This window comes from Mucilaginibacter terrae (assembly GCF_042679325.1).
Lineage (GTDB): Bacteria > Bacteroidota > Bacteroidia > Sphingobacteriales > Sphingobacteriaceae > Mucilaginibacter > Mucilaginibacter terrae.
Genome location: NZ_JBHTMJ010000001.1, coordinates 76,761 through 101,424, shown reverse-complemented (window position 1 = coordinate 101,424; position 24,664 = coordinate 76,761). Strand labels below are relative to the sequence as shown.

Sequence of the window (24,664 nt, the reverse complement as noted above, 5' to 3'; positions counted from 1 at the left end):
TACCGGTTTACAAAGTGATTACTTTACTTGAAAATTATAGCTGCCCGATCCTGTTGTGATCACCTTCCGACCGTTTTGATAACCTTCGTACTTTAAAATTTTCACAGAGGCAATACTCCTACCGCTTTCGGTAACTACAGATGTTGAGGTTGATGGCAAGTAGATGGTAGCTTTGGTATTGGCTGGTATTTTAACCGAAAGATTAAACACCCCCTTATTTTTTTTCCATTCTACATGGATTGGTCCATATGGTGATATATGATCGGCTTTTACATACGTAACATCTCCAACCGGCTCGGGGCGTATCTCCATATCGTGAAATGCCACGCTGTTTTCTGCAGATTTAATACCGCCTAAGCCACTATAGAACCATTCCATTAAGTGTCCCAGCATAAAATGGTTATTTGATGAAATACGGTTACCCTGCCACGACTCGGTAAGTGAAGTTGCACCTTGAGCTAACTGATAACCATAGCCCGGTACATCCGAGCGGCTGTTCATATCAAAAATAACATCAGAACGACCTGCATCATCAAGTGCCCTTAGCAAGTACCTGTATCCTATATCTCCTGCAGTGAGGCTGTTGTTGCGGTTACGCAGATCTTTAACAAGGTTATCAACCACGGCCTGCCTGCTTCCCGGCTCGGTTAAACCCATATAAATGGCCATAGCATTAGCCGTTTGGCTGCCTGTAGCGTATTGATTAGTTTCTTTATTAAAAAATTTATTGTTAAAAGCCGTTTTAACTTCTTTGCTAAGTTGGATATATTTTTGTTCGTCGCTGCTTTTTCCTAAAATAGCGGCTATCTTACTTAAAATAGTTAAATCGTAATAATAAATAGCGGTTGATGTAACCCCACCCGGGGTAAGCTGAGATACGCCGGGCTCTTTAGGCCCGATGTCGTACCAATCACCTAAGCCGAAATAAAGAATATGGTTTTTTGCTTTCTTTTCCAAATAAGCGGCATAGCGTGTCATCATCGTATAACTATCTGTTAATACCTGCTTATCACCATACCATTGATACACGTACCAAGGCATAATAATCCCGTTACTTCCCCACTCTGGCGAGTCTCGAAATCCCCCTCCAAACTGCACATATTCGGGAGCAATATCGGGTATAAGCCCATCTTCTGTTTGCGAGAGCTTCATATCGGTGATTACTTTATTGCACAGGGTGGCGATGTCATAATTATAACGGATCGAGCTTCCAACCAAGTGTGCTTCTTCCAGCCATCCCAGTTTTTCGCGGTGCGGACAATCGGTAAAAATGCTGACCGTATTACTGCGTATAGCCCAATCAATAAGCTTAAAAGTTTTGTTGAACAAATTGTTAGAGCAGGAAAAACTCCCGATTTGGGTAGCCGAATTACGGGTATGCAATAGTTTGGCTTGTGTTATAACCGGCAACTGATCTGTATTAGTTTCATTAACCGGTACTGCCCCATTTATTTGTACATACCTAAAGCCATAGTACATAAATTGGGGTTGCCAGGTTTCTGCGCTGCCGCCCTTTAAGGTATAATTAAAATAAACAGGGCTGCCTATTGCATTTTGGGTAACCGTGCCATCGGCTGCTAAAAGTTCGCCCGGAATGATCTTGATTGTTTCCCCCTTTTTACCTTTTACTCCTATAAAAGGAATACCTGAGGCATTTTGGCCAAAATCATAAACCCATACGCCTGGTTTTGGCTGGGTTATTTTTGCTGTAAAGTTTTCAAATACTTTTAAAGGCTGCTGGGCCTGGCTGTTTAACTGAGGAGGGCCATTAACAACTACGGCTTGTTTCCAGGTTTTATCATTGTAGTTACCCTTTTTCCAACCTGTTTGCTCTAAATTGGCATCATAATCTTCTCCACCGTATATGCTCGAAAAAGTAACGGGGCCTGGTGCTGCTTTCCACGAATCGTCACTAATTACATCATCTCCCGAGCCATCCTTGTACTGCAATACCAAACGGCAAATCATTTGCGGGTAACCGAAAGCACCGGTAATTTTACGGTATCGTTCGCCGGGTATGTAGTAAAACCCATTACCCAGCATTATGCCAAGCGCATTATTGCCTTGTTTAATTTGCTTGGTTACATCAAAGGTTACATACAACGCCTGTTTATCATACTTTGTCCAGCCAGGGTCTAAAAAGTGGTCGCCTATTTTATTACCGTTCATGTAAAGCTCAAACTGTCCTAAACCACAAATAAACATTGTAGCTTTTTTAACCGCTTTTTTAATGAATACCTCTTTACGTATTAAGGGTAATATATCTTTTCGCTTACCAAACTTAGGGTCGCCGTTATCGGCCTGTGCAGGTACTATACGCAACGAATCGGGTAGCTTTTCGTACCCTATCCACAGGGCACCTTTCCAATCCAGCTGGTTTAAAAGGCCCATTTGCCAGAATGCCTTTTTACTCCAAGCCGATACGTTTTTGTTATTGTCCCAAACCATAACTTTCCAGTAATAGGTTTTTACCGGCTGTAAACTTTTACCGTTATACACAACCTGAATTGACTGGCTGGAATTGATCTTGCCCGAATCCCATACATTACCTTTGTTATTATTCAACGAAACAGTATCGTTGGCAACCAAAACACGGTAAGCGGTTTGAACAATATTATTTTGCTGGGTTTGCAGTTGCCAGTTAAACTTTGGCTTTAAACTTTCAACCCCAATAGGATTAGTTTGATATTCGCATAATAAATGGGTGGCCTGTAAACGTTGCGCTTGTGCTTTAATGGTAAATAATAGCATTAAAGCCAATAAAAACCTGTTTTTATTTTTCATGATTTATAGCTAATTGTTGATTTTTGCAATAAAACCGCCCGAACCGTTCATTACAATTTTCAGCGACTGTTTAGCCGATAGCTTTGCACTATCCGGCAACACATTAGCTTGTTTTGCCGGATCATCTTTGAGGATAGAAAAATTATAAAGCCCCTTCTTTAAAAAGGATAAATTTACGTTTATCGTTTTACTGTCAACACTTCCATTAAGGGCGGCTATATACCAGGTACTGCCTTTGCGCCTGGCAAACAGCGCTAATTCGCCAATTTTACTTTGAGGCAAAACAATGGTTTCGTCCCAAACGGGAGGTATGCTTTGGATCATTTGCTTACAAGGGTTATCCAACACGCTTTGAGGATCGGCTCCTATACATAAAAAGGGTGAAGTATGGGTTACCATGGTGGCTACGTGATGTGCCCAGCTCACTTCTCCCAAACGATCTCCAAAATGCACGGGAGTAAAATCGGCGGGGCCAGCCAGGTAACGTGTAAAGGGGAGGGTTGTATTGCCGGGTGCCCATGGCGAACGGTTTTCCAAACCTCTTATGCCCTCTCTGGTTAATTCGTTTGGCCAGGTACGGTTCTCTCCTGTTGGCTTATTAGCTCCATGAAAATTAATCATGAGTTGATATGCCGCGGCATCTCTCAATGCATCCTGGTAAAAATCTATTATTTCCTGGGATTCAGAATCAAAAAAATCTATTTTCAACCCGGCAATACCTAATTCTTTACATTTTTTAAAGAAATCTTTGCGTTTTTCTACGGTATTTATTCCGGGTATCCCGTTTCTATCAGGATAAGCTTTCCACACCCAAATTTTAACCCCTTTAGTAGCTGAATAATCTACCAGTTCCTTCATCATATCCCATTGGTCGCGTTCTCCGTCTTTCCAATCGCTCCAGCCTTCATCTACCAGGTTATACTCAAACCCTAACTGCGAGGCTAAATCTGAAAAATGCTTCATATTTTCCAGCTTTATCTCTCTGCTTTTTGCCAACCACGACCATACGCTCCTGCCGGGTTTAACCCATTTTGTATTGCTGCCTTGCGGAAATAATTTAGGATCGGCTGCAGGAGAAACATTGGTGACAATATCGCAGTTAACCAAGGTATTCAAATCTTTTCCTACCTCAATAATTCTCCAGGGCGATTGTACAACTCCTGTTTTTTGGGTAGTGCCTGTTAAGTTTGCCGTAAAGCCGTTATTACCATTAGCCATTAAAGACATGCCCGCAAAATCAACCAAGCCGCCTTCGGTTATAGCTGCATAACCGGCGTTACCCGGCAATTCGAGTGTAAGAGGAGGGCCGGCCAGCTCTCCTGCTTTAAAGTCTTGTATATTCCGTTTTTTATAAGAGCCTTCATAATATTTGATATTTGACTGCGCCCAAACTGTGGTACCAACGGGTATGTTAAACTCGGTAGTTTCTTTTTCAATAATTGCATTACCTTGGTTACCAATTATATACCTGAAAGCTACCCCATCATTATAAACCCTTGCATCAAGTACTAATGATAACCCACCCGATTTGATATTAAACTTTTTTCCGTTAGCGTTATTATGTGCCATATTGTGAACACCTAACGTTTTATAGGTTTCGTTAATGATGTACGCTTTCACGCTACTAATTGCTGTGATGTTTACAAACGGTTGTCCGTTAATAATTACACCTATTGCCGATGGCGTAATAACGCTTGACTTTTTAAAATCAACAGCGTAAGTTAATTTACCCTCCTTTATGTTTACTGTAAAACGTACATTACCATCGGGACTTGTTACAAAATCGGTGCTACTTGCAAAAGCCCACGAAGAAGAAATACAGTAACAGCAAATGCATAAGAATATTTTTTGCATGCTGCTTAAATAAAAATGCTTTTTAGAACGATAATATGTTATATACATTTCTTGTAAATTATTGACTATTAAAACGGGTTGATTATTTTTAAGTTCACCCTTCACTTTGTTACTTAATTACAATGAAACTCCTCTTTTCCAGGGAATAAAATCATCTTGGCCTAACTTTACTGCTTTAGGTTGTGTAAGGCCGCTGGCCACACTAATTACATATTGTAATATACGCTCTGCGGCCTGGGGTATGGTTTCCTCCCCTTCAATAATGGTCCCACAGTCAATATCAATAATATCAGGCATTTTGTTGTAGAGTTTAGTATTGGTTGATAGTTTGATGACCGGCGTTATGGGGTTACCGGTGGGTGTACCCAAGCCCGTGGTAAACAGCACGATGTTAGCGCCCGCTGCTACCTCGGCTGTAGTACTTTCTACATCGCTACCTGGTGTGCATAACAGGTTGAGGCCTGGTTTAGTCACCTTTTCAGGATAGTCGAGCACTGCTGTAACAGGCGAAGTACCACCTTTTTTAGCCGCACCTGCCGATTTTATGGCATCGGTTATTAAACCGTCTTTAATATTACCCGGAGATGGGTTGGCATAAAAACCCGAACCATCGGCCTCGGCCCTTGCATTGTAAGTACGCATGAGGTGCATAAATTTTTGGGCGGTGGCTTCGTTTACACAACGGTCGCTTATATCCTGTTCTACTCCACAAAGCTCCGGAAACTCGGCCAAGATCACACTACCACCTATACTTACCAGTATATCTGACAGGTAGCCCAACGCCGGGTTTGCAGATATGCCTGAAAAACCATCAGATCCACCACATTCCAAACCGATACATAACTTAGATAAGGGTGCTGGTTTACGCTCCTGTATATTCACCTGCATTAGGCCGGCGAAGGTTTGCTTTAAAGCTTCGTGCAACAGTCTGCTTTCGGTACCCAACTGTTGTTGCTCAAGTATGACCAACGGCTTGCTAAAAGCGGTGTCGCGCATGGCAATTTCAGCCTGCAATATTTGCGCCTGTGCATGCTGACAGCCTAAACTCAAAACTGTAGCACCAGCTACGTTTGGGTGGGTTATATAACCGGCCAGCAAACCGCACAAGGCGTCCGAATCGGCTCTTGTGCCGCCGCAACCCAATTCGTGGTTCAAAAACTTGATACCATCAATATTAGAAAATAATTTTTTAGATGGTTGCTTGTCTGGCGTTAGCCGCAAGTCGGCATTCAATATTTCTTCAACCGATTTTCCGGTTTGGTACATCTCAACCAAGCTGTCCACTTCGTTTTCATAACCACGCGGTTCAGCAAACCCAAGCTTAGCCGAAAGAGCTTCTTTAAGCACATTAATGTTGCGGTTCTCACAAAACACCAATGGTATAACCAGCCAGTAGTTGGCTGTTCCCACTGATCCGTCGGGCCGGTGATAACCCATAAATTCTTTATTCTGGTGAGCCGTTACGTTAGGTTGGCTCCAAGCCGTTTTACGATCAGATAAATGAAAATCTTCTGAAGCATGTTTGATATTATTTACTGTAACGCCTCCTCCCTTCGGTATAAAAGCACTGGCCCTGCCCACCAAAACGCCGTACATAATAATCTCATCACCAGGGTTTAGTTGCTGTAAGGCAAACTTATGTTTGGCAGCTATATTATTGACCAATATTAGTTCGGTTCCCTTGTAATTTACTACTGAGCCTTGCAAAAGATCGGTAAGGGCCACCAGCACGTTATCGCCCGGGTGTATTTGTATATACGTATGCCTGTTATTTAGCATAATTTGTTGTTGCATTAAAGTTTAAAAATACGATCGAGCAATAACCACTTTTCGCCAGGCTTAGCCTGCGGTAATGATTTTTGGTATTTCCACATCAGTGTTTCCCACTCCTGCACTTTAGCATTAGCTGCATCGGCATTATTTTTACTGTTAAAGCTGAACGTTTCATTTACCTCCATAATCATAAAAAGCCTGTCGGCAAAGCGGTATATTTCCATATCATCGATACCAGCCCCGGTAATACTTTCTAAAATTTCGGGCCAAACAGCGCGGTGCCATTCCTCATATTCAGCTATGAGCTTCGGATCGTTTTGCAGATCGAGTGTTAAGCAGTATCTTTTCATAAAACACGATTTAAGGTTACGTTGGTTTTAACTTGATGACCTTTTAAGCCATAATAAAGTACGATGACAAAGCACACCAGAGGCACCCAGTACGCAATTTGTATGTTGCCTGTTTTATCAGAAATTAGCCCCATTAACAATGGAGAGAACGCACCTCCTATAATAGACATGACTAAAAAAGATGCGGCTATCTTGGTTTCTTCGCCCAGGCCTTTAATACCTAATGCAAAAATGGTTGGATACATGATAGACATGAAGAAGGGTACGCCTATTACCGCGTACAAAGCCGTATTTCCTTTGGTATTTAATGCAATAAGTAAAAGCACGATATTGATTACCGCATAAAAAGATAATAACCTTGAGGGGTTAATATAGCGCATTAAAAAAGTACCTATGAAACGGCCTGCCATAAAACCTACCATAGCTACAGCACCCCATAAAAAGGCAGCATCTTTTTCGCTTACGCCAGCTACATATTTAGCATAACGGATAAAAAAACTACCCACACCAACCTGTGCGCCCACATAAAAAAACTGGGCTATAACCGACCACCGCAAATGCGAATATCGCAATACACGGATAGAAAAATTGGTGCCTACTGAATGCGTGTCGGCTTCACTATCATCTGATTTAACATCGGGGATATGTGTGAACAGGAATAAACTAATAAGAACAATTACTCCGATACCTATAACCAGGTAAGGTATTTTAACCGTATTTGCTTCCGATTGCAGATAGTTATTCATTTGTAAAGGCGACATGGATTTAAGTTCTTGTGCAGAATGCTCAATACCCGAAAGAATGAACCGGCCGCCAATAATAGGTGCCACAAAAGATCCTAAGCCATTAAACGATTGTGCAAAATTTAGCCGCTGTGCAGATGTTTCTTTATCGCCCAATACAGCCACATAAGGATTGGCCACAGCCTCCAGAAAAGTAGCTCCGCTGGCTATAACAAATAAAGCAAACAAAAAGAAAGTATAACTGCGTTCTGATGCTGCTGGAATAAACAGGAACGCACCGGCCGCATACAGCACCAGCCCAATTATAATGCCTTTTTTATAGCCAAATTTATGCATAAACAAACCAGCCGGAATGGCCACCATAAAATAGGCGAGATAAACCGACAAATCGATAAATGAGGATTGTGTGTCGCTCAGGTTACAAGCCTTTTTTAAGTGTGGTATTAATATGGGGTTAATATTGTGCAGAAAAGCCCATAAAAAAAACAGGGATGTAACCAGAATGAGCGGAAACAGGTATTTATTTTTTGACATGAAATTACTTAAAATGACTTGCGGTTTATACTAAACTAATTGGTACACAAATAAAGTTAATACAGGGCGAACAAAAATTTCTTTAATTGTCCATTTATTAAGCATAATTGTATTAAATACTAAATACAAGCAACAATTATCTCAAAAACGCTGATTTTTGAGCTTAACATATTCAAAAAAATGAAACCACAATTGTTAAAAGTATCTAAAGACCTGGTTAACTCCTTTAGTGCCCGGCGTGATATTTCGCCTGATATAAATAACCGGTGGCATTACCATCAAGAAGTAGAACTGATCTATTTCAAGAAAGGTCACGGTACACAATTTGTTGGAGACAACATAAGCCAGTTTAATACAACAGACATTATTTTGGTTGGCCCCAACTTACCCCACTACTGGCTCTTTGATGAGCGTTATTTTGATAAAAAGGAAGGCATAGAAGCCGATGTAAGCGTTATACACTTTAATGAGCTTTTTTGGGGAGAGGTATTTTTAACGCTGCCCGAAAACAAGGAAATCCACTCAATTTTACAGCAATCCAGGCGCGGTGTACGTATTAATGGTTATCATACCGAACATATTGGCCAATTAATGGAGGAGATTATAGTAGCTGAAGGTGCCCGAAAGATTATTTTACTTATAGAAGTTTTACTTGCCTTTGCAAAATGTAACCCTCAGGCGCTATTAGCTTCCATAGGATTTCAGCACAACTTTCAACAAACTGAAAAAGAAAAAATAGATGCTGTGTATAATCACTCCATCGCTAACTTTAAAAATAAAATTACGTTGAAAGAAATTGCAGGAGTTGCAAACGTCAGTCCTAATTCTTTCTGTAAATATTTTAAATCCCGCAGCCGTAAAACATATACTCAATTTTTAAATGAAATTAGAGTTGGGCATGCTTGTAAGCTATTAATTAATGATAAGCTTAACGTTAAAGAGATTTGTTTTGAAAGCGGATTCTATAATTTTGCAACCTTTCACAAATGCTTCAAACAAATTACCGGTAAAAGTCCGCTGAATTATCAAAAGAGCTTTACTGTTAGCAAGTAAGGGTTGATTTGGTTTTATAAATTGTTGGTATATGTATTGAAAAAATTAGGTTGTGGGGCCGTTCCGATAGTTTTACAGCTTCTTTGTAGCAGAGCAAACTAAAATTAGTATTCATATTTTCTTATTAAGTTAACAATGAGTTGGTGTAGACATTTCAATAGGAAAGTCTATATTACGAGTATTTTTATTTATTCCAGTTGAACGTAGTGAATATTCGATCACTTTATGCTTTAAGGTTTCGGGCAGCCCAAAATATGGATCGCTTTATTTACTTTACTTTTGCTTAAATTATTTTATTATAACACAAGTGTAGATATTGCGTAAATAAGATTACAAAATCGTATATTTCCTACCTAAACTCTTGATATTTAATGGTTCATCGCACTGTAACACTATTTTCCATAATATTTGCTTTAGCTTTTTCGGTAAAAGCTCAAAATATTTTGCCCGATAGTAACATTACCGATAACCGGATTGATAAAGCTGTCAGCTATTTTTATCAAAACATTGGTGAGCAAGCTGAGATATATAACGGCATAGAATATTTATTTGCACCAAGGGCATACCGGGGCAATCCGTATTACCGCGATACTATACAGTTTACACCAGCCATGATAAAATTTAATGATACCTGGTATAAAAACATACCGGTACTTTACGATGATTATCGTGGATTGTTAGTAGCAAGCCGCCCAGTTAACCATGCCATCTTCATATTAAAGAGCACGCAAATAGCAGAATTTTATATAGAAGATCATCATTTCATACACATTACCCAACCCGACTCGGCTAATGGGTTTCTTAAACCAGGCTATTACGAAAGTTTGTATAATAATAAAACTACAGTACTTGCCCGTCATTACAAAGAACGCAGCGAACGCGTGGTGCAACCCGCCGTAGAAGTTACGTTTACTCCACAGATTGCCTATTATATTAAAAAAAACAATATCATTTATAACGTAAATAGTAAAAATTCGGTACTCAAGGCTTTTAAGGATAAAAAGACCGAACTTGCTGCGTACCTAAAAAAAAACAATATAGTTTTTAATGATAATAAAGCTTTGGCTTTAATCAAGTTAGCTGCCTACTACGACCAGATAAGCCAATAATTTACATGAATAAACTATATCTATTTCTGTATATATTAATTGGCATGCCATTGCTGGGTTTAGCTCAACAGAGCGATAATAAGTTAATTGATGTTAATTTTCAGCAGGCAACCATTAGCCAGTTAGTTACCAATCTTGAGAGCAAAACCGGCTATTATTTCTATTACGACCCCTCCAAATTCGATAGCTTGCGGGTAACCCTGCAACTAAATCAGGTTACCTTAAATGCCGTGCTTGATGCTGCTTTCAAAGGAACTCCATACAATTTCACAATAACTCCGCAGTTACAAATATTTTTAACTAAAGATGTGGTAATTCGAACCCAGCTGGCGCCAGGGTTCTTCGATCAAAAAACCACTTCTCCTGTTACCAAACAAATTAGCGGAGCTACCGATTACACCAGCACACTTACCGAGAAAAAAGTGGTAGAAGCTACCTCAGAAAACAAAACCTACGAAATAGGAATACGTACCAATACGGTAAAAGCCGGACAAGTTACCCTTGCAGGCTACGTGCGTGATAGTAAGAGTGGCGAGCCCGTTATTGGAGCCAGTATATACATACCCGCCACTAAAACTGGTGTAGCCACCGATCAGTTTGGTTATTATTCGCTTACGTTGCCACGAGGGTCACATACATTTATAATAAGGGGTTTAGGTATGCGCGATACACGTCGCCAGGTAATACTTTATAGTAATGGCAGGCTTAATATTGACATGCAAGAGCAAATTACATCGCTCAGAGAAGTAAAAATATTGGCCGAAAAAATAGCCAACGTCCGCAGCGTTGAAATGGGTGTTAATAAAATAGACATTACCAGTATAAGGCAGGTTCCTGCTGTGTTTGGCGAGGCCGATGTTCTACGGGTAGTATTGACGCTGCCAGGTGTACAAACTGTTGGCGAGGCCAGTACAGGTTTTAACGTACGTGGTGGCTCGGCCGACCAAAATTTGATTTTACTTAACGATGCCACCATTTATAATCCATCGCATTTTTTCGGCTTCTTCTCAGCGTTCGACCCTGATATTGTGAAGGATATTGAGCTTTATAAAAGTAGTATCCCTGAAAAGTTTGGCGGCCGCTTATCCTCTATACTCGACGTAAATAACCGCGAAGGCAATAAGAAAAAATATACCGGATCGGCAGGCATAGGTTTACTTACCAGCCGCTTTAACATCGAAGGCCCTATCGATTCAAATAAAACATCGTTTATTTTTGGCGGCCGCACCACCTATGCTAATTGGCTGCTTAAAACACTGCCCGATCAATATAAAAACAGCCGGGCTAACTTCTACGATTTGAGTCTTAACGTGAGTCATCAAATTAACGAAAGAAACAACCTTTACTTTAGCGGCTATTATAGTAATGATGGTTTCAGGCTCAACAGCGATACCTCTTACAAATATGGCAACCGCAACTTTTCGGCAAAATGGAAACACAGCTTCAACAATAAATTGTACAGTGTAATTACAGGTGGTTTTGATAGGTACCAATATAGCGTAGGTGCCGATGCAAACCCGGTTAATGCTTATAAGTTCGATTTCAATATTAACCAAATTAACTTTAAAGCTGATTTTAGTTATTTTATTAACCCTAAGCATACACTTTCGTTTGGCGTAAATTCGCAGCGTTACAAGCTTAACCCGGGCACTAATCTCCCGGTTGGAAACGAATCATTAACATTAGCCGAAACAGTACCTGCCGAGCAGGCATTGGAAAGCGCCCTATACCTTGGCGATAAGTATAACGTAACCAGTAACCTTACGGTTAGCGCGGGTGTACGTTTCTCACTTTATAACTATTTGGGTCCGCAAACGGTAAATAACTATGCGGCAGGACTTCCTAAAACCACTGTTAATTTGTTGGATAGTACAACCTATAGTGGAGGTAAATTTATTAAGACCTATGGCGGCCCCGAAATCAGGGTATCGGCCAGGTACATTATAACCGATAATTTTTCTGTTAAAGCCGGTTATAATACGTTGCGCCAATACATACACCTGCTCTCAAACACCACGGCAATTTCACCAACCGATGTTTGGAAACTTAGCGACCCTAACATTAAACCACAGTTTGGTGATCAGATATCTTTAGGTTTGTATAAAAACTTTCAATCAAACACCATCGAAACGTCGGTAGAGGTGTACTACAAACGCCTGAAAAATTACCTGGATTACCGCAGCGGAGCTGTTTTGATACTTAATCAAAATATTGAAACCGACGTACTATCTACCCGAGGTAAGGCCTATGGTGCTGAGTTTTTGTTAAAGAAAAATGCCGGCAAATTAAACGGATGGGTGAGTTATACTTACTCGCGCACCTTTCTTAAACAAGATGACCTCAACGCCGGCGAATTAATTAACGGTGGCGCATACTACCCGGCCAATTATGATAAGCCACACAGTTTTAATTTTATAGGCAATTATCGCTTTACACACCGTTACAGCGTATCGTTAAACACGGTTTACAGTACCGGCAGGCCGTTAACATTACCTATTGGCCGCTTTTATTACGCGGGCGGGGAACGTGTGGTGTACTCCGATCGTAACCAATACCGTATATCAGATATATTCCGCACCGATTTTTCGGTTATTATTGATGGTAATCACCGTTTAAAGCAGCGCTTTCATAACTCGTTTACGTTTGGTGTGTACAACATTACCGGTCGCAATAACGCCTACTCTACCTATTTTACGCAAGAAGGTGGCCGCATAAATGGTTACAGCCTGTCAATTTTTGCTAATCCAATACCGTTTGTAAATTACAATATCAGGTTTTAAGGTTATGAAGAACAGGAACATATTATTTGTCTTTATATTCATTGCAATTTCGGCTGTAAACTGTAAACAAGTTTATAACCCACCCGAAGTTAACAACAGTATTAATTGGCTGGTGGTAGAAGGCACAATTAATACCGGTGCCGATTCTACTATATTTAAGCTGAGCCGCACAGTAAAAATAGACCAACTTAACAACGCTTTTTGGCAATATTAAATGTTAACTGATATGAAAAAATTTAAGATTTATATTACTTTTCTTATGGCAGCCATGTTTATGGTAAACTGCAAGGAAGTGTATAGTCCTCCCGAGGTTAACGTGAACACCAACTGGTTGGTGGTTGAAGGTATCATTAATACCGGTGCCGATTCTACCATATTTAAATTGAGTCGAACCGTAAAACTTACCAGTGCATCTACACTAAAGCCAGAATTAAAGGCAATAGTTACTGTAGAAAGTAACGCGAATAATATTTACACACTTACTGAAAAAGGTGGCGGTGTTTATTTTGCTTTGCCTTTAGGCTTAGATCCGGCTAAACAATACCGCGTGCGTATCAAAACAACCGATAATAAGCAATACCTGTCGGATTTTGTGGAAACAAAATTAACGCCTGCTATTGACGACATTACCTTTAAAGCCGATGACAGCAACTTGAAAATATATAACAGCACGCACGATGATAGTAATAAGGCACGCTATTATAAGTTTGATTATACGGAAACTTACGAGTTCCATTCCCCTATTCCTACCTATTTGAAATCGGACGGTAAAGACATTGTACCAAGGGTTGGTGCTGCCGAAAATATTACAATATGCTGGAGAACAATTGAATCCACAAGCGTTGGTTTGGCATCTACAGTAAAGCTAACCAAAGATGTAGTTAACGATAATTTGCTTACCACTATACCGTCGGCATCTGAAAGAGTAAGTGTTATGTACAGCGTTTTACTTAAACAATACGCCTTAACCAAAGATGCTTTTGAATTTTGGCAAACGCTGAAAAAAAACACAGAGCAGGTGGGTTCTATATTTGATGCGCAGCCATCGGCCTTAAAAAGCAATATCCACCCTGTAAATAATAGTACCGAAGTGGTTATAGGCTATATTTCGGCCTGTAATGTAACAACCAAACGCATCTTTATATCTACGGCCCAGCTACCTGCAATATACAGCAAATCCAGGCTCATTTGTGCTCCAGACACCTTCCGTTTTGTAAACCCGGTCACTAAAGTAAACGAAGTTAGTACATTTTTAATACCTAAACTGGCAATTCCAAGTTTTGAGCTTACAAATCCTTTCACAGGCACTTTAATAGGTTATTTGGGCAGCAGTGGTAATTGTATAGATTGTACCCTGAGAGGATCAAACCGTAAACCATCATTTTGGCCGTAGTAATTATGATGAATGTTTTAAAATTTTCTGTTCTTAAAAGCGCTATTGTGGTAGTTTGCCTGCTAAGTAGTACTTATGCACAATCGCAGGTATTAAACCAGGTGCAAAACCAATTTAACAGTTATCTGCTCAGTGCCCCAACAGAAAAAATTTATGTGCATACCAACAAAGATTTTTACCTCAGCGGTGAAATTCTTTGGTTTAAGTTGTACAATGTTGATGGCAACCACAACAAGCCCGTTAACCTAAGCAAAGTTGCCTATGTAGAAGTGTTGGCTGCCGATAATACACCCATTATACAAACTAAAATAGCCTTACGTAACGGTACCGGCAGTGGCTCAATTTACATGCCGGCCTCCATAACAAACGGTAATTACCGTTTGCGGGCCTATACCAGCTGGATGAAAAATTTTGCTCCTGAGTACTTTTTTGAAAAAGTACTGCATATAGTAAATGCTCAAAAATCTCCTGAGCAGCTCAACGAAAATACCATAGCTTTATACGATGTGCAGTTTTTTCCAGAGGGTGGGCACCTGGTTAAAGGTTTAGAATCTAAAGTTGCCTTTAAGGTTACCGGTAATGATGGCAAAGGAATTAATGCCTTTAAAGGTGCAATTATTGACCAGAAAAATGATACTGTTACCCGTTTTTCACCATATAAATTTGGCATGGGCAGCTTTATTTTTACTCCTACTACAGGCAGTACCTATAAGGCTGTGGTTAAAATTAATAAGCAAGCCGTAAGTAAAGAACTACCTGCAATTAACGAAAAAGGTTACGTAATGCAAGCGGTGGATAAAGGCCCCAGTTGGGAAATAACCGTTAAAACGGCCGGCCTGGCTGATGAAAACATTTACCTATTTGCTCATACCCGCAATGTAGTAATACAGGCAGTTAACGCTACGCTAAAAAATGGCACAGCCAGCTTTAGTATTAGCAAAAGCCGGTTGCGCGAGGGTTTAAGCCATATTACGCTTTTTAATAGTGATATGCGCCCTGTATGCGAAAGGTTGATATTTAAAATTCCTGCTAACAACCTTACCATTGCTGCCCAAACAAACGTTGCACAATATGGCATGCGTCAAAAAATAAACCTGGATATTGCCACGCATACGCTGCAAAAACCAATGGCGGCAAATCTGTCGGTATCGGTATTTAAGTCCGACTCCTTACACCAGCCCGACCAGCAGAATATTGCCAGCTACATTTGGCTAAGCTCAGAACTTAGAGGAACTATAGAAAACGCAGGTTATTATTTTAATAACACCGCAGAATCGGCCTTAGCAGTAGATAATTTATTACTTACGCAAGGTTGGCGCCTATTTGAATGGAATACAATATTGACCGGCAAACCTGATATAAAATTTATGCCAGAGTACACCGGACACATTGTTACAGGCAAAATACTGGATGCTAATGGAATGCCTGCTAATAATATAAATACTTATTTAGCCATACCAGGAAAACGTGTGCAAATGTTTAACGCCCGCAGCGATTTGGTTGGAAGATTGTTTTTTAATACTAAAGATTTTTATGGCCTGAGCGAAGTTGTACTGCAAAATAATTATAACATAGATAGCACTTATAAAGTGGAGCTACTAAATCCGTTTGCCGAGCAGTACACAAATGCCACATTGCCTGCCTTTAAATTGACTAACGGAATGCAGGAAGCTTTAAACAATAATAACCTGAACATGCAGGTGCTTAACATCTATAATGCACCAAAACTTCGCCAATATTATAATCCGGGCGTTGATAGTGCTGCATTTTTTGGTAAACCCAATAAAACTTACCTTTTAGATGCTTATGTACGGTTTACAACAGTTGAGGAGGTTTTCCGTGAATATACTTCATGGTTATTTGTGGCTAAACGCCGTGGTAAATTTAAGGTAACTATGTTTAACGAACAAGAACTACTGGATAATGACCCGCTAATTTTATACAACGGCATCCCTGTTTTTGATATGAACCGTGCATTTGCTATCGACCCTATGAAGATTAAACAGCTTGACGTAGTAAATTCCCGTTACTTTTACGGTTCGGCAAGTTTTGATGGTATTTTGAGTATGACCGGTTATAAAGATGATCTTGCCGGTTTTGAAATTGATCCACGCGCCGTAGTTTTAGATTATGAAGGACTACAATTAGAGCGCAAGTTTTATTCACCACTTTACGATACCGAACAGCAGCGCAATACTCGCATACCCGATTTCAGGAACGCTTTGTACTGGCAACCAGATACCTATACTACAACCGAAGGTAAAAACAATTTATCGTTCTACTCATCAGATCAACCAGGCAAATACATTGGCATTATACAAGGTATTACAGTCACTGGCGAATGCGGCAGCCAGGTATTTACTTTTGAAGTTAAGTAATTAACTCAGGTTGTAAATTAGGTATGATTTTATGTAAATGCAAAGATGAATAAAGTGATTTTTAGCAGCCATCCTTTAAAAGTCACAGCGTGGAGCTTTCTAAAAAAACAGCCCTTTTATCTCACTGATTGTTGTTTCTACTCTTTTACGTATATGATTCTTGATAAAGGCAACACTAAGGCTATCCTTTTTTTTTGCATTTGATTTACGATGCACCTTCAATGCAATCTGATCATTTTCCATTAGCAAGTCTTCGATCTCATAGTTGGTATAAGCTGAATCAGCAAAAACTTCACTTTCCGCAGGTAACTCCAGTGGTAGTTTCTTTAAGGCTAATGAATCATGCTCACTACCAAGAACAAAGCCGAACTCTACCAGAGTGCCATTTTTAGTGATGAGTAATTGAACCTTTACACCATAAAAGTGCCTGCGCATACTCGTCTGCTTACCATGCTATTGTTTACCATTTACCATTTTGGCATTCATAATGCGAATGTTATCACATACAGCCACAGGAAATCAATCCAACACATAGCTCATTTCACAACTGACGTACTTAAAGTAATGTCCGATCTGCATGAATAAGCTGTAAACTAATTCTGCCACTGCAGGTAACCGGCGGTTAAACCGGCTCTTATCTAACATCCCGGGTATCATGCTGGTCATCCTCAAACTGCTTGGCTTTATCTTGATGGCCCCCGAAATATAAAGATTAGCTCACAGTCAATTGTTATGTCAACCATTGCAAGCAGGTAGATATGTTGATAGTGCCTAAACAACGATTATGGCTACTGATATTTGTCCGGATTGCGTAAATAGTACGCTGCCCATCATAGATAATCATCACATAAACCGGAATTTTTTCTTCTTTAGAATTCGTTCTCTTTTTTAAGTAAAAAAAAAAGCTACATGGTTAATCATAAAAAGCTGTTAAAAAGTTAAACAAATTTACCTTTACAGCATAATTCAAACAAGATGTTCACTCGCTGAAGGTCAAATAGTTAAACCCATTATGGTTAGCACCTTTTCTGAAAAAGCCTGCTAACCGAAATGCTCACCAAAATAGGCATTCAACGCTTAGCAAACGGCACCAAACTAAAACAAAAAACCCATCATACGTAGCGTATGAGGGGTTTTAGTGCTTTTTGATACTGCTTTAGTGGAGCCGGAGGGGATGTGAACTTTCTTCGATTCTGGCGTTTTGAGCGTGTTTTTTGCATGCTTTTTAAACACTGCCACTAAATTGCCACTAATCGATCCCTGTATTTTTAAAAGCTTCCTACAGGAAGCTGACTTGATTTAAAGAACGATGCAATCCGATTGATTATTAGTACAAAAGTAACAAAAATGTAAATTCCTTAAGTAATAAATAGAGGCATTTTGTTATAATCAATTAAAGGATTAGCTTTTGATTCTGAAAGAAATATTTTATTTTGAGCATCGGCTTCGGTGCCGCATCATTAGCTGGTGTAACTGTAAAATTTTATTCGGCTGTCTTAATGCCCTGCCAATCATTTGTAATTTTCGACCATTCAACCTCTCTTTTTTCTTTATCAGTCCAACATCCCAAAAATTGTGGTAATTTGATTATGGTCTATGTGAAAAAATGAATTATTTCAGTTCAACCCTTATAGGGTTATCACTGGAAACTGGCTAAATCAACCTTCGCTGATTCAAAATGCGAGAAGCATCATTGAAAGATTTATGGTTTACCGTAATCATTTTTACGAATGTTTTATTTTAACATTCCTATTCAAAATGCTTGCTTTCGTTGACCGTGATTTTAAGTCTATTAGAGGTCGAAAAATTATAAACTATTCCACTTCTCCATTTCTCTTTCTTTGACGCTATCGACAATTTTAGCATACACCTGCGTTGTTTTTAAATTTGTGTGTCCTAGCAGTTTACTGACAACTTCAATTGGTATTCCAAGTGTAATGGATACCGTTGCGAAAGTGTGCCTAGCAACGTGGCAAGTTACCTTCTTTTGAATGCCATGCTGATTACCCAACTCCTTTAAAACTCGGTTAGTTACTTTGTTACAATAAACTCGAAATACAGGTTGTGAATCAATTGCCGTTTTTATTGGTAAAAGTTGGAGCGCTTTTTGGGACAATGGAATCATTACTAAATATCCAGTTTTATGCATTCGTACTTGAATAGAGTTAGTTTCAAGTGAAGACATTTTTAGATCCTTTAAATCGGAATACCTTAGTCCAGTATAGCAGGAAAATAAAAAATATCGCAAAATTTCCTTCTCTAACGAATTTTTGAATTTTCCGGTAAAGTAAGCTTGCGATAGTATATTCAATTCTTCGGTGGTAAGAAAGTCGCGCTTTCCATCCACTTTTTTAATTATTATAAATTTAAAGGGGTTATGTTTAATGAACCCATATCGTAGCGAGATATTCACAAAAGTTCGTAACGACCGTAAGCTCTTGCTTGCCGTATTCTCATTGTTCCCAAGCTTATGAATCATATAATGATGGTAGTCATTAATGAATTTTTCCGTTATGTCGGCAAATAAAACTTTCTTTTTAAACTTCAACAACTTCGTAATTTGCGATTTATAACTCCACCAGGATTCCAATCTCAGTCTTGGCTTATTATCCTCTAAATATTTAAGGATATAATCAGTAAAACTACCTTCCGCTTGCCCTGCGGAAGTTATATGATCTTTAAACTGCCTTAACGTCAACGGGGTCTCATCATTTATAAAGTTATTTACGAGTAATTTTAACGCTTTTTTGTCGTACGCATCTAGAATGATATTGTATCGCTCATGTAACTTATTTCGTTTTTTAACACGTTGATAGCGTGAGGACCAGTCTTGTTCACAAAGTGCAACAGATGTTGCTATTTCTATTTTTTTGCCACCCTGAAATGCTCGTAGGTAAACGGGGTTTTGTCCATTTTTATTTGTTTCAGGTTTTAGCAGAAAACTGTAAGTGATTTTTTTATTCATTTATGTGTGAAGTATTAGTGAAGTGAGAAATAAGTTTTTTGTTTGCAAATTTAATCCTATGACTTTTTGATTCAGTTAATTAAGATATAAAATCCTGGCCATCCTCGGTTATAGGAAATCCATTTCCTCTGAAGGCTAATGCAAAGAAGAGTTTTCAAGGGAGCATAGTATTAGGCAAAGGTTTTATCATTACTTCTAAAGAAGCTTCTGCACTCATTACCAAAGATCCACGTAACAAGAACGTATTGTTCCCTTATCTGAACGGTGACGACCTGAACAATGATCCAAAACAAAAACCCTCGCGCTGGGTAATTAATTTCTTTGACTGGACCGAAGAGGAAGCTAGGACCTATCCTCAATGCTTCGAGATTGTTGAACAGCTAGTAAAACCAGAACGAATGCTACAGAACGATAAAGGAGGAAAAGAAAAGTGGTGGCAATTTTTAAGACCAAGGAGTGAATTGTATGAGACTATATCTCAGTTAGACCAGGCCATGGTAGTGTCGTTAGTAAGTAAGTATTCGGCTTTCGAATTCGCACCGAACAATATTGTGTATATGCACAAATTGGGCGTCATCGTTCTGAACGATTTTCGAAGCTTTGCTATATTATCTAGTACACTACATAATATCTGGTGTTGGAAAAATTCATCAACCTTGGGAGCGGGAACATTAAATTATTCAACTACCGCTTGTTTTGAAACATTTCCATTTCCTGTATCCAAATTACCGAATGATTTAAGCTCTTGTGGGGAAGAATACTATACTTTAAGGCAATCAATAATGAAGATTTTGCAAATAGGCTTAACTAAATTATACAATCTTTTTCATGACAAACTATATGACGGCGACGCAGCAATATCAATTAAAGAATTACGTGATCTGCATGTAAAAATCGATTTAGCTGTTCTTAATTCATATGGATGGAGCGATATTTTACCTAGGCATGACTTCTACGAGTTGGAATATCTTCCGGAAAAAGATAGAATACGCTTTACTTTACACCCGGAAGCACGCAAGGAAGTACTTTTACGGATACTTGAACTCAATCACAGTCTTTATGTAGTTGATCAAAGAAGTGGAAACTCAATTCGAAAATCCTCAATTAATCAAGAAACATTTCCAACACTTTTTGATCATTCTTGATTTGTAAATAGATCAATTAGGGACGGCTCGTTATTGATCTTATTAGTCTTTTTGACCTCAGCAACTTCCATATATGTTTTATGATTTAACTGTAACAGGCGTGTCAATATTTCTTTTCGCGCTTCTGGGTGGATTGTGAAACGAACACGATCATTCTCCGGCAACTGGTCCATTTCATAGAAACCGTGTCTCAATTGGATATCATCCCATTCGTAGGATTTCATTACAGCTTTGTCAATTGCAATTTGGATATTGCGAATATGAATTAAAGAATTGTCCCATTCGACAGATGGCATTTGGGTATGTACTAAATTATACAAATCTGTTAAGCCCATTTGATTATTAGCTGTTAAAGATTTTCTACTATTATTTAAATTCTGGCCTAACTTCTCAAGTTCTACATTCCTATTATTAATTGGAAAAGGGAATGCCTCAAAAGCTTTGCCTCCTGAATATCTCAACGTTGCAGAACCCTTAGTTGAGCTATGTTTCCAAGCCCATACCTCATGAATTGAAGAGGATAATACAGCAAAATCACAATATGAATCCAAGGCTATAACAACAATTGAATCTGTAAATACAATATCTCGGCTATTTTGAAAATCCAATAGCAAATATTTGGTATTTCGATTGATTACCATGACCTGGTCTAACTGAGATATGGTCTCATACAATGCAGGTCGTTTTTCGCCATAAATCCACCATTTTTGAGGTAGAGGTTTTCGTAAGGCATAGGTTCCGATAATTTCGTTTTCATTTTCATCTAATTTCCAACGTTGTCTTTCAGGTTTTACGTGCTTTTCGACGATTTCAAAACAGTCAGGATAAGTTCTTGCCTTTTCTTCGCTCCAGTCAAAGAAATTGATAACCCATCTGCTTGGTCGTTGCTCTGGGTCGTTATTCAAATCATCCCCATTTAAGTAAGGGTATAAAACACTCTTATTTCTTGGATTATTTTTAATAAGCGCTTCGGCTTCTTGTGGCGATAGCACAAAACCTTTGCCTAATACTATGCTCCCTTGAAAACTCTTCTTTGCATTAGCCTTCAGAGGAAATGGATTTCCTATCACCTGGGAATCATCTAAATATGGGGTTATTCTTTCAACTGATTTACCGTCTAATATGATGTCCTTGTTCCAATCTCCTTTATGAATAGTAACCAAAACGTAATCAACATTAGCAGTCCCTGGCCATCGTTTAGAACGGACAGCATGATTAATAATTCCTTTTTCAGAACAGATGAAATCTAATCCTCCTTCACGAGCGGAACCTTGCGCAATGGTGTTTGTGGATATCAGTGATTGAAACCCACCCAATCTGAGTATATTAAAAATACGTCTAAAAAAATAGGTTACCAAATCAACCGCCCCAATCGGTTGATAAGCGTATTTTATCCATTCAAGAAAAGGATTACCAAATGCACCACTTAATTTTTGTCCGCCCAAAAAAGGTGGATTCCCTAAAATACAATCGAAGCCACCGTTGTTAAATACTTCAGGAAACTCAATAAACCAATGAAAGAAACGTTGTTCTAATGCTACCGCAGTGGCCTTTGCCACTTTTATATCCTGCCAGCCTTTATACCCGCTTAGTATAAGCCGGAAATCTCCATCAGTCACGAGATAATCTTTGTTGGCTTCTGTTTTAGGGATAAAAAATTGGGCTACTTGGGTGTCGGCCATTGCTTTTAAAAATGTAAAACCTTTGCCATCAATAAATTTTTTATAGGCTTTTGCCTTACTATCTATTTCTTCTGGAGTTGTTTCGGGCAAGTGATTAAAGGTCTTGTATTCCGCCATTGATTCCTGCACCGTATTTACCAATTGCTGCTCAATGGTTAACTGTTGCCCTGCACCAACAGAGCTTAATTTTTTCCTTTCTGATCTATTACGTTTCAAGAAGGCAGATGCAATAGATTTATCATCTACCGGGAGGGTTTTAAAGGCTTCATCGGCAATTCCTTTTTCTAATTCACTGCGGTATGCGAGGCCCACAATAGAATCGCCACATTTAATGTGATGGTCCAGAAAATTAAGCGGTTCACCCGGGTTGTATGCTTCTAACCATAAAGCAATTTTACAAAGCTCTACGGCTAATGGATTCTTGTCTACACCAAAAATACAGTTCCTAACGACCTCTTTCATGGCTTTGCGTACAGCCAAAGGGTTAGGCTGCTCTTCTTCAGTTTGCACCCTTGCGACTTCTAATGCCAACCTACGGGCTGCACTTAACAATATGTGACCGGAACCACAAGCTACATCAACAACTTTTAAATTTAGTAGTGATTGGATTGTATTTTCTTTCGTTAACTTCTTTTGTTGAAAAGTTTTGATACGATCTTCAATCAAATTTTCAAGTGAATACTTAATCAGCGGTTGTACCAGTTCTTCAGGCGTATAATGGCTTCCGCTTTTTCCCCGTTCGCTACTGCTGTCAAAACCGAAACTGTATTCTTCGCTGCCTTCGATCTTTCTGACGTTTAATTTTAATTCCAGCAATCCTTCGTAAACCGAACCGAACTCCTCAACATCAAGTCCTCCGTAATTTACGGATATTAGAACACCATTGCCGTTTTCAAAATAGCTGAGTGATTTGATGATATTTAACAACACGGCATTATTAAGTTTACATTGATGTAAATCATATTGGTTGCTGCTAATAGCATCATATCCAAATAAATCACCCTGCAACGCCATTATGCCGAGTTTTTTTCCAATTTCTTTTTTTTCGAATAAAGAGAACGTACTCACCAAGCTTTGCCATAAATCGCTATGGCGGTGGGCCTCGGGCGACAGTAGCTTTCGTGCCACTTTTCGTAAACGCAGCAGGCTGTAACAATTATAATAGATGTAATTAAAGCGTTTTGTTTCTGGTGTTTTGTTATCAGCATATACGAGATTTCGCTCTTCAATTACAAACAAGAAAAGCAAACGGTAAATAACACGTAATTGATGGCGGTAATATTCATCTATATTAAATGCTCCTGATGTGACTGTTTCACGCAATTGTATATTATCAGGATGATTGACAAACCCGTTGGCTAAATTCTTAATAGCTTCTTTAACTGCATTTCCTAATTTATTACGGATGGTGCTGCCTGCTTCTAAGCCTTCCTGATGGTATTTTTCAATAATACTTTCTGCACCCGTATCCATCTTTTTCGGCATACGGCTTGCATGAAGTACCCTGTAGAGAATAACGAAGTCGGAATACAGATCCTCTTCCATCATTTTTTCCAGGTTAAATTCTGCATAACTCAAACGGGTAATGCGGCTGGCATCCCGTAATAAGCGCAACAGTCGGCCATTGGTTACCAACCCATACAAATGTTCGCTGTAATTTAAGTATTCCTGCACCATTGCATGAGGAGAAACACGGAGTTGTTTGTTATCCGGTCGTTTGTCTAACGATTCGTTATAACCACCTACGTATACCGGAAAGTTATCCAAGCTACTATCACGGTAGCCAATGGGAAATGATTTCCCATTGAGTTCTTCAGATGTTCTATTGAAAGTAAGATTATAGCCTAAGTTCGTAAGCAAGGGTGAAATCCAGAAGTTACGTGTTTCTGTTGTTGCCGTTTCACCTTCCTTTAAACGGGCAAGTTTGCTTTTATAAATTGTCCATTGCCCTTTGACTTCCTGCCAGGCAAGACTTATTTCATCCTTCAGTTTGGCATTGTTGAAATCAGGATTAAAATCTTTTCCTATCTGAAAGTTTGCTTGTTCGCCTCGGATTTTGGCTAGTAAGTCTATTGAGAGAATAGAGCCTTGTATATCTATAGATGGAAAATTCATACTGAT

General features: G+C 39.1%; 14 protein-coding genes and 1 pseudogene. 7 read left to right on the top strand and 8 right to left on the bottom strand.

Annotated elements, in window-relative coordinates; genetic code table 11:
• Positions 1-18: 18 nt before the first annotated feature.
• The 5 genes from ACFQ3S_RS00405 to fucP form a co-directional block, all read right to left on the bottom strand.
• Complete coding sequence (locus ACFQ3S_RS00405) at positions 19-2,784, bottom strand: family 78 glycoside hydrolase catalytic domain (protein ID WP_377160059.1); 2,766 nt, start codon at positions 2,782-2,784, stop codon at positions 19-21.
• 9 nt (positions 2,785-2,793) lie between these two features.
• A complete protein-coding gene (locus ACFQ3S_RS00400) occupies positions 2,794-4,638 on the bottom strand; it encodes a glycoside hydrolase family 97 protein (protein ID WP_377160057.1) in 1,845 nt (614 codons plus the stop codon).
• A gap of 117 nt (positions 4,639-4,755) precedes the next feature.
• Positions 4,756-6,432, bottom strand: coding sequence for a UxaA family hydrolase (locus ACFQ3S_RS00395; protein WP_377160055.1), 1,677 nt, complete (start codon positions 6,430-6,432; stop codon positions 4,756-4,758).
• The gene (locus tag ACFQ3S_RS00390; protein ID WP_377160053.1) at positions 6,432-6,761 is read right to left on the bottom strand and encodes an L-rhamnose mutarotase; all 330 of its coding nucleotides are present in this window, start codon (positions 6,759-6,761) and stop codon (positions 6,432-6,434) included. Before ACFQ3S_RS00390 ends, ACFQ3S_RS00395 begins: the two co-directional genes overlap by 1 nt.
• A complete protein-coding gene (fucP, locus tag ACFQ3S_RS00385; protein WP_377160051.1) occupies positions 6,758-8,038 on the bottom strand; it encodes an L-fucose:H+ symporter permease in 1,281 nt (426 codons plus the stop codon). The genes ACFQ3S_RS00390 and fucP overlap by 4 nt, the downstream gene beginning before the upstream one ends.
• A 180-nt stretch (positions 8,039-8,218) precedes the next feature.
• Between fucP and ACFQ3S_RS00380 the strand changes: the two genes are divergently transcribed.
• From ACFQ3S_RS00380 to ACFQ3S_RS00355, 6 genes are all read left to right on the top strand, one after another.
• Complete coding sequence (locus ACFQ3S_RS00380) at positions 8,219-9,091, top strand: AraC family transcriptional regulator (protein ID WP_377160049.1); 873 nt, start codon at positions 8,219-8,221, stop codon at positions 9,089-9,091.
• 371 nt (positions 9,092-9,462) lie between these two features.
• Positions 9,463-10,200 (top strand): hypothetical protein, encoded by a 738-nt coding sequence (locus tag ACFQ3S_RS00375; protein ID WP_377160047.1) that lies wholly within the window; start codon positions 9,463-9,465, stop codon positions 10,198-10,200.
• 5 nt (positions 10,201-10,205) lie between these two features.
• Positions 10,206-12,980, top strand: a complete 2,775-nt coding sequence (locus tag ACFQ3S_RS00370) for a TonB-dependent receptor (RefSeq protein WP_377160045.1) — start codon at positions 10,206-10,208, stop codon at positions 12,978-12,980.
• A 4-nt stretch (positions 12,981-12,984) separates the two neighbouring features.
• Entirely contained in the window at positions 12,985-13,194 is a 210-nt protein-coding gene (locus tag ACFQ3S_RS00365; protein ID WP_377160043.1) for a hypothetical protein, read from the top strand.
• 12 nt (positions 13,195-13,206) lie between these two features.
• Positions 13,207-14,373, top strand: a complete 1,167-nt coding sequence (locus ACFQ3S_RS00360; RefSeq protein WP_377160041.1) for a DUF4249 domain-containing protein — start codon at positions 13,207-13,209, stop codon at positions 14,371-14,373.
• 5 nt (positions 14,374-14,378) lie between these two features.
• Positions 14,379-16,751: a hypothetical protein gene (locus ACFQ3S_RS00355; protein WP_377160039.1), complete on the top strand. Its 2,373-nt coding sequence runs from the start codon at positions 14,379-14,381 to the stop codon at positions 16,749-16,751.
• Between the two features lie 29 nt (positions 16,752-16,780).
• Here the strand turns inward: ACFQ3S_RS00355 and ACFQ3S_RS19665 are convergent.
• Both ACFQ3S_RS19665 and ACFQ3S_RS00345 read right to left on the bottom strand, forming a co-directional pair.
• Positions 16,781-17,463 (bottom strand): annotated as a pseudogene (locus ACFQ3S_RS19665) (IS982 family transposase); the annotation flags it as partial.
• 1,095 nt (positions 17,464-18,558) lie between these two features.
• Complete coding sequence (locus ACFQ3S_RS00345) at positions 18,559-19,716, bottom strand: tyrosine-type recombinase/integrase (RefSeq protein ID WP_377160035.1); 1,158 nt, start codon at positions 19,714-19,716, stop codon at positions 18,559-18,561.
• An 86-nt stretch (positions 19,717-19,802) separates the two neighbouring features.
• Here ACFQ3S_RS00345 and ACFQ3S_RS00340 point away from each other — a divergent pair, with 86 nt between their 5' ends.
• Positions 19,803-20,861: a type IIL restriction-modification enzyme MmeI gene (locus tag ACFQ3S_RS00340; protein WP_377160646.1), complete on the top strand. Its 1,059-nt coding sequence runs from the start codon at positions 19,803-19,805 to the stop codon at positions 20,859-20,861.
• Here the strand turns inward: ACFQ3S_RS00340 and ACFQ3S_RS00335 are convergent.
• Positions 20,852-24,658, bottom strand: a complete 3,807-nt coding sequence (locus tag ACFQ3S_RS00335) for an Eco57I restriction-modification methylase domain-containing protein (protein ID WP_377160034.1) — start codon at positions 24,656-24,658, stop codon at positions 20,852-20,854. The genes ACFQ3S_RS00340 and ACFQ3S_RS00335 overlap by 10 nt on opposite strands.
• Between the last annotated feature and the right edge of the window lie 6 nt (positions 24,659-24,664).

Bases quoted from the DNA above. Each gene is read 5' to 3' on its own strand.
- ACFQ3S_RS00405 (WP_377160059.1), bottom strand. From the start codon at position 2,784: ATGAAAAATAAAAACAGGTTTTTATTGGCTTTAATGCTATTATTTACC.
- ACFQ3S_RS00400 (WP_377160057.1), bottom strand. From the start codon at position 4,638: ATGCAAAAAATATTCTTATGCATTTGCTGTTACTGTATTTCTTCTTCG.
- ACFQ3S_RS00395 (WP_377160055.1), bottom strand. From the start codon at position 6,432: ATGCAACAACAAATTATGCTAAATAACAGGCATACGTATATACAAATA.
- ACFQ3S_RS00390 (WP_377160053.1), bottom strand. From the start codon at position 6,761: ATGAAAAGATACTGCTTAACACTCGATCTGCAAAACGATCCGAAGCTC.
- fucP (WP_377160051.1), bottom strand. From the start codon at position 8,038: ATGTCAAAAAATAAATACCTGTTTCCGCTCATTCTGGTTACATCCCTG.
- ACFQ3S_RS00380 (WP_377160049.1), top strand. From the start codon at position 8,219: ATGAAACCACAATTGTTAAAAGTATCTAAAGACCTGGTTAACTCCTTT.
- ACFQ3S_RS00375 (WP_377160047.1), top strand. From the start codon at position 9,463: ATGGTTCATCGCACTGTAACACTATTTTCCATAATATTTGCTTTAGCT.
- ACFQ3S_RS00370 (WP_377160045.1), top strand. From the start codon at position 10,206: ATGAATAAACTATATCTATTTCTGTATATATTAATTGGCATGCCATTG.
- ACFQ3S_RS00365 (WP_377160043.1), top strand. From the start codon at position 12,985: ATGAAGAACAGGAACATATTATTTGTCTTTATATTCATTGCAATTTCG.
- ACFQ3S_RS00360 (WP_377160041.1), top strand. From the start codon at position 13,207: ATGAAAAAATTTAAGATTTATATTACTTTTCTTATGGCAGCCATGTTT.
- ACFQ3S_RS00355 (WP_377160039.1), top strand. From the start codon at position 14,379: ATGATGAATGTTTTAAAATTTTCTGTTCTTAAAAGCGCTATTGTGGTA.
- ACFQ3S_RS00345 (WP_377160035.1), bottom strand. From the start codon at position 19,716: ATGAATAAAAAAATCACTTACAGTTTTCTGCTAAAACCTGAAACAAAT.
- ACFQ3S_RS00335 (WP_377160034.1), bottom strand. From the start codon at position 24,658: ATGAATTTTCCATCTATAGATATACAAGGCTCTATTCTCTCAATAGAC.